The sequence below is a fragment of the Collimonas sp. genome (assembly GCF_035566375.1).
Taxonomy (GTDB): Bacteria; Pseudomonadota; Gammaproteobacteria; order Burkholderiales; family Burkholderiaceae_D; genus Collimonas.
Map to the genome: position 1 here is coordinate 1 of NZ_DATMRK010000080.1, position 8,172 is coordinate 8,172.

9 protein-coding genes are annotated in these 8,172 nt (G+C 54.2%); all 9 read right to left on the reverse strand.

The annotated features are described in order from the left end of the window. Positions 1 to 326: 326 nt before the first annotated feature. The gene (locus VNZ60_RS23860) at positions 327 to 1,877 is read right to left on the reverse strand and encodes a 2-isopropylmalate synthase (protein WP_325663678.1); all 1,551 of its coding nucleotides are present in this window, start codon (positions 1,875 to 1,877) and stop codon (positions 327 to 329) included. Between the two features lie 133 nt (positions 1,878 to 2,010). Further along, positions 2,011 to 2,490 (reverse strand): peptidoglycan-binding protein LysM, encoded by a 480-nt coding sequence (gene lysM, locus VNZ60_RS23865; protein ID WP_325663680.1) that lies wholly within the window; start codon positions 2,488 to 2,490, stop codon positions 2,011 to 2,013. 112 nt (positions 2,491 to 2,602) lie between these two features. After that, positions 2,603 to 3,475, reverse strand: coding sequence for a CDP-diacylglycerol--serine O-phosphatidyltransferase (gene pssA / locus VNZ60_RS23870; protein ID WP_325663682.1), 873 nt, complete (start codon positions 3,473 to 3,475; stop codon positions 2,603 to 2,605). A gap of 42 nt (positions 3,476 to 3,517) precedes the next feature. Beyond that, positions 3,518 to 4,162 carry a phosphatidylserine decarboxylase gene (locus VNZ60_RS23875; RefSeq protein WP_325663684.1) on the reverse strand — a complete coding sequence of 215 codons (645 nt, stop codon included), beginning with the start codon at positions 4,160 to 4,162 and terminating at the stop codon, positions 3,518 to 3,520. A gap of 350 nt (positions 4,163 to 4,512) precedes the next feature. Then, the gene (locus VNZ60_RS23880; RefSeq protein WP_325663686.1) at positions 4,513 to 4,704 is read right to left on the reverse strand and encodes a hypothetical protein; all 192 of its coding nucleotides are present in this window, start codon (positions 4,702 to 4,704) and stop codon (positions 4,513 to 4,515) included. Then, entirely contained in the window at positions 4,701 to 5,465 is a 765-nt protein-coding gene (locus VNZ60_RS23885; RefSeq protein WP_325663688.1) for an SIMPL domain-containing protein, read from the reverse strand. Before VNZ60_RS23885 ends, VNZ60_RS23880 begins: the two co-directional genes overlap by 4 nt. A 165-nt stretch (positions 5,466 to 5,630) precedes the next feature. Beyond that, positions 5,631 to 6,581, reverse strand: a complete 951-nt coding sequence (locus VNZ60_RS23890) for an ion transporter (protein ID WP_325663690.1) — start codon at positions 6,579 to 6,581, stop codon at positions 5,631 to 5,633. A gap of 160 nt (positions 6,582 to 6,741) precedes the next feature. Continuing rightward, positions 6,742 to 7,758 (reverse strand): ketol-acid reductoisomerase, encoded by a 1,017-nt coding sequence (gene ilvC, locus VNZ60_RS23895; RefSeq protein ID WP_092359613.1) that lies wholly within the window; start codon positions 7,756 to 7,758, stop codon positions 6,742 to 6,744. A 71-nt stretch (positions 7,759 to 7,829) separates the two neighbouring features. After that, a partial coding sequence (gene ilvN, locus VNZ60_RS23900; RefSeq protein ID WP_325663694.1) for an acetolactate synthase small subunit occupies positions 7,830 to 8,172 on the reverse strand: 343 nt, incomplete at its 5' end.

Below are 8,172 nucleotides of genomic sequence, written 5' to 3' on the forward strand. Positions count from 1 at the left end.
GCGAGACGAATTCTTGACGCAAGGTCATCATGTCTACATCTTTCCAGGGCATGGTTGTCAATCCTTTGGTCTTCATTCGAATGAACCAAAAGTGTTACCCATGTCCCGGCACACCTGTTACCTATGTCTCCGGTCTATACAGCGAAGCAAGAAAAGTGACTAGCCGCCGGGCTACCCCGGCATGTATCCACGGAGTAGCAACCGTTTTAAGTAACTACGGCCGATCGTTCATTGAATGCTACGACACTTACTCCGTGGTCCGTTAAAAGGGGTCAGAGTAATTTTCGCAAACCGCCGCGAAAAAAAACTCCGACCCCATTTAACTACTACAACTGCGGGTTCAATTTCTCGGACTTCGAATGCAACTTGTTAAGCGCCGACAGATAGGCCTTGGCTGACGCCACCACAATATCCAGATCCGCCCCAACGCCGTTGACGATACGGCCAGCCTTCGACAAGCGCATCGTTACCTCGCCCTGCGACTGCGTGCCAGTAGTAATCGCATTCACTGAAAACAACAACAGCTCCGCCCCGCTGGCAACCTTGGTCTCGATAGCATTGACGATAGCGTCCACCGGACCGTTACCCTCGCCCTCGCAACTCGATTCCTTGCCATCCATCGAAAACACCACCTTGGCACTGGGCTTTTCACCCGTCTCGGAATGCTGAGACAGCGACACGAAACGATAATATTCGTTGTCGTGCGAATGCTGCTCGTCAGAGACCAAAGCAATGATGTCTTCGTCGAAGATTTCCGACTTGCGATCCGCTAGTTCCTTGAAACGCGCAAAAGCGGCGTTGACTTCCGTTTCCGATTCCAGCGCAATGCCGAGCTCTTCCAAACGCTGCTTGAATGCATTACGCCCCGACAACTTGCCCAGCACAATTTTATTGGCGCTCCAGCCGACATCCTCGGCGCGCATGATTTCGTAGGTATCGCGTGCCTTCAGCACGCCGTCCTGATGAATCCCCGAGGCATGCGCAAAGGCATTGGCGCCGACTACCGATTTGTTCGGTTGCACCGCGAAACCGGTAATTTGCGAAACCAGTTTGGAAGCCGGCACGATCTGCGTGGTGTCTATGCCGATATCCAGATTGTAGTAATCGCGCCGGGTCTTGACCGCCATGACGATTTCTTCCAGCGCAGTATTGCCGGCCCGTTCGCCCAGGCCATTGATGGTGCATTCGACCTGGCGCGCGCCGCCTATCATGACGCCCGCCAGCGAATTGGCCACCGCCATGCCGAGATCGTTGTGGCAGTGCACCGACCAGATCGCCTTGTCCGAATTCGGAATCCGCTCACGCAAGGTCTTCAGCATGTGGCCATACAGTTCCGGTACGCCGTAACCGACGGTGTCGGCAAAATTGATGGTGGTGGCGCCTTCCGCAATCACCGCTTCCAGCACCCGGCACAGGAAATCCATGTCGGAGCGGCTGCCGTCTTCCGGACTGAACTCCACGTCATCGGTAAATTTACGCGCGAAGCGCACCGCTTGCTTGGCTTGTTCGAACACCTGGTCCGGCGTCATGCGCAGCTTTTTTTCCATGTGCAGCGGCGAAGTAGCGAGGAAAGTATGGATACGCTTGCGCTCGGCCGGTTGCAGGGCTTCGGCGGCACGCGCAATATCTTTGTCGTTGGCGCGTGACAAGGAACAGACGGTGGAATCCTTGATGATGCCGGCGATCGCCTTGATCGCCTCGAAATCGCCCGGCGAAGCTGCCGCAAACCCGGCTTCGATCACATCCACTTTCATCCGCTCCAATTGTTTGGCAATACGGATTTTTTCATCCTTGGTCATCGAGGCGCCGGGCGACTGTTCGCCATCGCGCAAGGTGGTGTCGAATATGATCAGTTTTTCGGGCGAGTTGGCTGCCATGCTGTGCTCCTGATTGGACTGGTAAACCATCAATTTTAAAGACTTTGACGGATTCCGGTATAAAAATAACAAAGTGACGGCCGTAAAAAAGCCGCCCGCGGCAAAGCGGGCGGCTGGCGTCGCTGCCTGGCTATCAAGCCAGCGGCGGGATACGCAGCTTCTGCCCTGGATAAATCTTGTCCGGGCTGCTCAGCATAGGTCGGTTAGCTTCAAAAATTACCTGATATTTGTTAGGATCGCCATAGTATTGCTTGGAGATTTTCGACAGGTTATCGCCGCTGACCACGTCATACCATTGTGATTCATCTGTGGCCGCTGCCACGGTCAGATTGTCGTTGACATCTTTGACATCCTTGACATTTCCGCAGCACAAAATGATCTTTTCACGGGTAGCCTGATCCGGCGCTTCGCCGCTGACGGTAACCGATGAAGACGCCGCATCGAAGGCGATCGTCAAACCACTGGTGTCGATGCCTTGTGTGCCGACGTAGGTCTTGATTGCGTCAGCTGCAGCATTTTGCAGTTCTTCGACATTAGGAGCTGCAGCGACTTCCTCTGGTTTGTGTCCCAGCAGCTTTTCGCCTGCATCTTTAAAAAAAGAAAGTAAACCCATTTTTTTCTCCAGTAATAGTTGAAAAAGGATGATGCCACTTGCCTCGCTGCCGCGCCGCTCGCAACCCAAGGTTTAACAACATTTAACCTTAGTAATATGTCACAGGCATTACTTAGTCTTTATCGTCGTGCTCTAGTTCCGTCTGCACGATACTCACCGGCTTGCCCTTGAACCAGCGCCAGAAATACACGCCAAAACCCGACAAGCCATACAGCACGAACAGGCCAAACAATACTTTCGACGGATCGCTGAAGATAGCTACCAGCGCCAGCACCACCAGGAACGCCGCGATGAACGGCATCGGCTTGCGCAGGTTGATATCCTTAAAGCTATAGAAAGGGACATTGCTGACCATGGTCAGGCCGGCGTACAGGGTGATCGCCCAAGCCGCCCAGCTTAAAGATGCGCCGTGAAAACCGAGATCGTCCATCAACCAGACAAACCCGGCCACCAGGGCCGCCGCCGCAGGGCTGGGCAAACCTTGGAAATAGCGTTTGTCGACTACCGCAATATTGGTGTTGAAGCGCGCCAGGCGCAAAGCGCCGCCGGCACAATACACAAACGCCGCCAGCCAGCCCAGCTTGCCCATGCCGCGCAAAGACCATTCGTACACCACCAGCGCTGGTGCAGCGCCAAACGACACCATGTCAGACAGGCTGTCATATTGCGCGCCAAACTCGCTCTGGGTATTGGTCAGACGCGCCACGCGGCCATCCAGGCTGTCCAGCACCATCGCCGCAAAAATAGCGATCGAAGCTTGATCGAAGCGCAGATTCATTGCCATCACGATCGCATAAAAACCGCAAAACAGCGCTGCCGTGGTGAAAGCATTCGGCAGCAGATAGATGCCGCGCCGGCGCCGGACTGGCGGGTCCGCTACATCGTGTTCCAGATACTCGCTACGCTCGATGTTCTTGTTCGGGCGCAGCACCTTGGGGAACTGCGCGATGCTACTCTTCGCTTTACGGCGCTTGAATGTGGCCATGTAAGTTCCGTTTCAATCGACTCAAAATACTAACAACGTTACTTAAAATTCAGCCAGGATAGTTTCTGTGGCGGATACCTTGTCGCCCACCACAACCTTGGGTGTCGCGGTCAGCGGCAGATACACATCGACCCGCGAACCAAAGCGGATGAAACCGTAGCGTTGGCCGCGTGCCAGCACATCGGCAACTTTGACGTAACACAGGATGCGGCGCGCGATCAGGCCGGCAACCTGGACACAGGTCACGGTCTGGCCGTTGGCAGCAGTGATGACCAGCGCATTGCGTTCATTTTCAATCGACGCCTTGTCCAGATCGGCATTGACGAATTTGCCCGGAAAATACTGTACTTTTTCAATCTTGCCGTCGACCGGCGCACGATTCGAATGGACATTGAATACATTCATGAATACGCTGATTTTCAGGGCTTCACGATTGGCGTAAGGGTCCATGGTTTTTTCAACCACGACGATGCGGCCATCGGCCGGTGACAACACCGCAGCCGGATTCTGTGGAATCACGCGGGCCGGATCGCGGAAAAACTGCAATACGAATAATGCAATAATCCAGAATGGCAGTGACCATGCAAGAGAGAAAAACGTGATCAGCAGCGCGACCGCAAAGGCGATGCCCAAAAACGGCCAACCCTCGCGGGCAATAATAGGATGGGGGTAATTATTCAACTGCACTCCGGATTGTCTTGATAAATGATGGAAATTTGAAAGCGTGGCTATTCTAGTCGAGCGGGAAATAAATGTAACCTGCTGCTTACTCGGGCGCAAAGCCAGACCTGCCAGCCGCGCCGCTTGCTTATTAACAAACACTGGGTAATAAACACTGGGTAAGTCGGTGATCCGAGACCGCCTGCATGATACTAGAGGATCTTGATGTTCATCGAAAGAAACAGCGCCTTGGCATTGTATAAAAAGACCAAGCTTTTCGCTCGATTTTATTGACCTGGGTAAATGTAGTCAGAAAATATTTTCAACATAATAACAAATCTAAAACAAGAAGCTGAGGCGAGTGCCTCAGCTTCCCTTCATTTCTGCTGTTCTTCTTCGGCTTCTCTGGCCTTGTCCCGCGCTTGTTGCAACTGTTGCTCAACCCCCTTTGCCTTTTCCAGCGCATCGATCTGGGTTTTGAAGATTTGCGGCGGCGGCGCCGCTGGCTTGCAGCCAGCCAGCGCCAATACCATGCCCAGAGTCAGGCTAACGATGATCAGGCGGTTCATTTGAAGCGGACTTTACCAACCACGCGCATGTTCAAGGTGGTTTCGCCCGGTTCGAAACTAGGCTCTTCCACAGGCGCGGCGTCATTCATGGATGCGGCCCGCATCATCATCGCTTTCGGCGCTGGCGAAGATTCCTGGGCATAGTTACCGGAACCTTCAAAATCTATCGTGTCGAGCACGGCGTCGGATACATTGCGGCCCATTGCATGGGCGATAGACGCGATCCGCTCGGTCAGGTTCTGATAGGTGGCGGCGATGCGCTGGTCATCCAGTTTTTTGCTGGTGGCGTCGCTCAAACCAAAATACAAACCGTTGAGGCCCAGGATGCTTTGTACCGCCGCCACAGTTTTCGGCAGATTGTTCAGATTGGTGGTGGTTGCATCCAGATACTGGCCGACGCGCCAGCCGGTTGGCTGACGCGGCTTGTTGGCATTGTTGCGCGGCTGCGGCTGATCTTCCGGATACACCGGATAGGTGTAATAACCGCGTGTCTGCAAGATCGCTTGCGGATCCTGGCGCTTCAGGATATCGGTGCCCTGCTTCATCTTCAGATTGACGCGGGAAGCTGCCGCCGCCTTGTCTTTATCTTGCTCTTCGACGTTGAAAGTAATCCTTACCTGGTCGTTGGCATGTTTGACTTCGCCGTAGGCCGGCACCACCACCAGGGTGCCGCTGGTCGGCACCGGCGCCGGTGCAGCTTGCGCGGCGAAACCGGTTGCAGCCAACAGTGAAGACAACATCAATTTGCGTGATCGCGACATATTTTTCTCCAAGAAAAAAATGGAGCGCTACCAAAAGTGCGCTCCAAAGATGATTAATTACAGACAACCCTTCGATTGTATTCTGTCAAATTAGTTCGCCGACAATATTGCCTGTAGTCAGTATCAAACGCAAGAACACAAAAAACTCTAGCAGCGGCTCCCGCCCTATCTTTTCGGCGGGTCCTGGTGCACATTGCGTCCCATGCGACCCTTGATTTCCGCCAGCTTATTGAATGGCTCCGCAGCGCCTGCCTCAGCATCGTATTGATAGGGTTCCAGTTTCTCGCCGCAGTGTTTGCAAAACAAGGAATCGGCTTCGTGGCCCTCGGTCAGGCAGTGGCTGCAAGTGCGGGTGGTCGGGGCGCGCTTCATCATGGTCATCGCCAGCTCGACGCCGACGATCCCGGTCGGCAAGGCGATGATGCCGTAACCCAGCAACATCGCACAGGATGTCATCAGCTGGCCTAGCGGCGTTTTCGGATGGATGTCGCCATAGCCGGTGGTGGTGAGCGTCACGATAGACCAATACATGCCGACCGGTATGCTGGTGAAACCGTTTTCTGGCCCTTCGATCACGTACATGATGGTGCCCAGGATTACGCTCATGATCAGCACCACGCCGAGAAACACCATGATCTTGTGGCGGCTGTTGCGCAGCGCCTGCCACAAAATCTGCGACTCGTCGAAATAGCGCGGCAGCTTCAGCACGCGGAATACGCGCAACATGCGTAGCAGACGAACGTCAATCAGGAAATGGAATTCCGGCAGCAGAATCGCCAGGTAGGTTGGCAGAATCGACAGCAAGTCGATGATGCCGAACAGGCTCAAGGCGTAGCGCAGAGGCCGCTTGACGCACAACAGGCGGACCATGTACTCGATAGTGAACAAGGCCGTGAACAACCACTCAAGGGCGTTCAACGCCAGGAAATCGCGCGAACGCACGGCGCCGACGCTATCGATAATCACAGTTGCCACACTGAGCAGGATGATGATCAGCAAGGCAGTATCGAAGCGGCGTCCGGCGGCGGTATCGGCTTCGAAAATAATCGTGTACAGACGCTCCCGCCAGCCGCGATCCGGCTTGCCGAATTTACTGCCGATTGTATTGGTTGCCATATTGCCTAATGATTAAAGAGAGTCGTCGCGATTGGGCTGCTGAGGGATGCAACAATCTAAACAATGTAAGGTTGCTGGTCAATTGCTTCCGTTCGGAAGCTTGAAATGAAAAAAGGGACGGCAATGCCGTCCCTTTTGTTCTGAGCTAATCGTTTTCTGATTAGTTCTTCGATTGGTCGACCATCTTGTTCTTTTTGATCCAAGGCATCATGCCGCGCAGTTGCTCACCAACTTGCTCGATCTGATGTTCGGCAGTGATGCGACGGCGGGAGATCAAGGTTGGTGCGCCAGCCTTGTTTTCCAGGATGAAGCTCTTCGCATATTCGCCGGTCTGGATGTCTTTCAGGCACTGACGCATAGCGTTCTTGGTGTCTTCGGTAACGATCCGCGGGCCAGTGACATACTCGCCGTATTCGGCATTGTTGGAGATCGAGTAGTTCATGTTGGCGATGCCGCCTTCATAGATCAGGTCAACGATCAGCTTCAGTTCATGCAAGCACTCGAAGTAAGCCATTTCCGGCGCATAGCCAGCTTCGACCAGAGTTTCAAAACCAGCTTTGATCAGTTCAACTGCACCGCCGCACAACACGGCTTGTTCGCCGAACAAGTCGGTTTCGGTTTCTTCGCGGAAGTTGGTTTCGATGATGCCGGCACGGCCGCCGCCATTGGCGGTTGCATAGGACAAGGCGATCTCGCGAGCGCTGCCGGATTTGTCTTGATAAACGGCGATCAGATGCGGCACGCCGCCACCTTGGGTGTAGGTCGCACGGACTGTGTGGCCTGGCGCTTTTGGCGCGATCATGATGACGTCGAGGTCGGCGCGTGGCACGACTTGGCCGTAGTGCACGTTGAAGCCGTGGGCAAACGCCAGTGTCGCGCCTTGCTTGGCGAACGGTGCGACGTTTTCTGCATAAACCTGGGCGATATTTTCATCCGGCAGCAAGATCATGATGACGTCAGCGGCTTTCACTGCGTCGTTGACTTCAGCCACGTTCAGGCCGGCGTTCTTTGCCTTGTCCCACGATGCGCCGCCCTTGCGCAGACCGACCGTCACTTTAACGCCGGAATCGTTCAGGTTTTGTGCGTGAGCATGGCCTTGGGAACCGTAACCGATGATGGCAACATTCTTGCCTTTGATCAGGGAGAGGTCGCTGTCTTTGTCGTAGAAAACTTTCATTTTTAGTCCTATATATATGTAATTTGGTGTGATATGCGCCGAGCGTCTCAGCGCGCTGTCTTGTTGTTTGCTTAAACTTTGAGAATGCGTTCGCCGCGACCGATGCCAGAGCCGCCGGTACGGACGGTTTCCAGAATCGCTGCACGATCGATCGAATCGATGAACGCGTCCAGCTTGCCCTTGTTGCCTGTCAGTTCCAGGGTGTAGGACTTGTCGGTAACGTCAATGATGCGGCCACGGAAAATGTCCGCGGTGCGTTTCATTTCTTCCCGCTCCTTGCCGACCGCGCGCACCTTGATCAGCATCAGCTCGCGTTCGATATGTGCGCCTTCGGTCAGGTCGACCACTTTGACGACTTCAATCAGACGGTTCAGGTGCTTGGTGATCTGTTCGATCACGTCATCCGAACCGCTT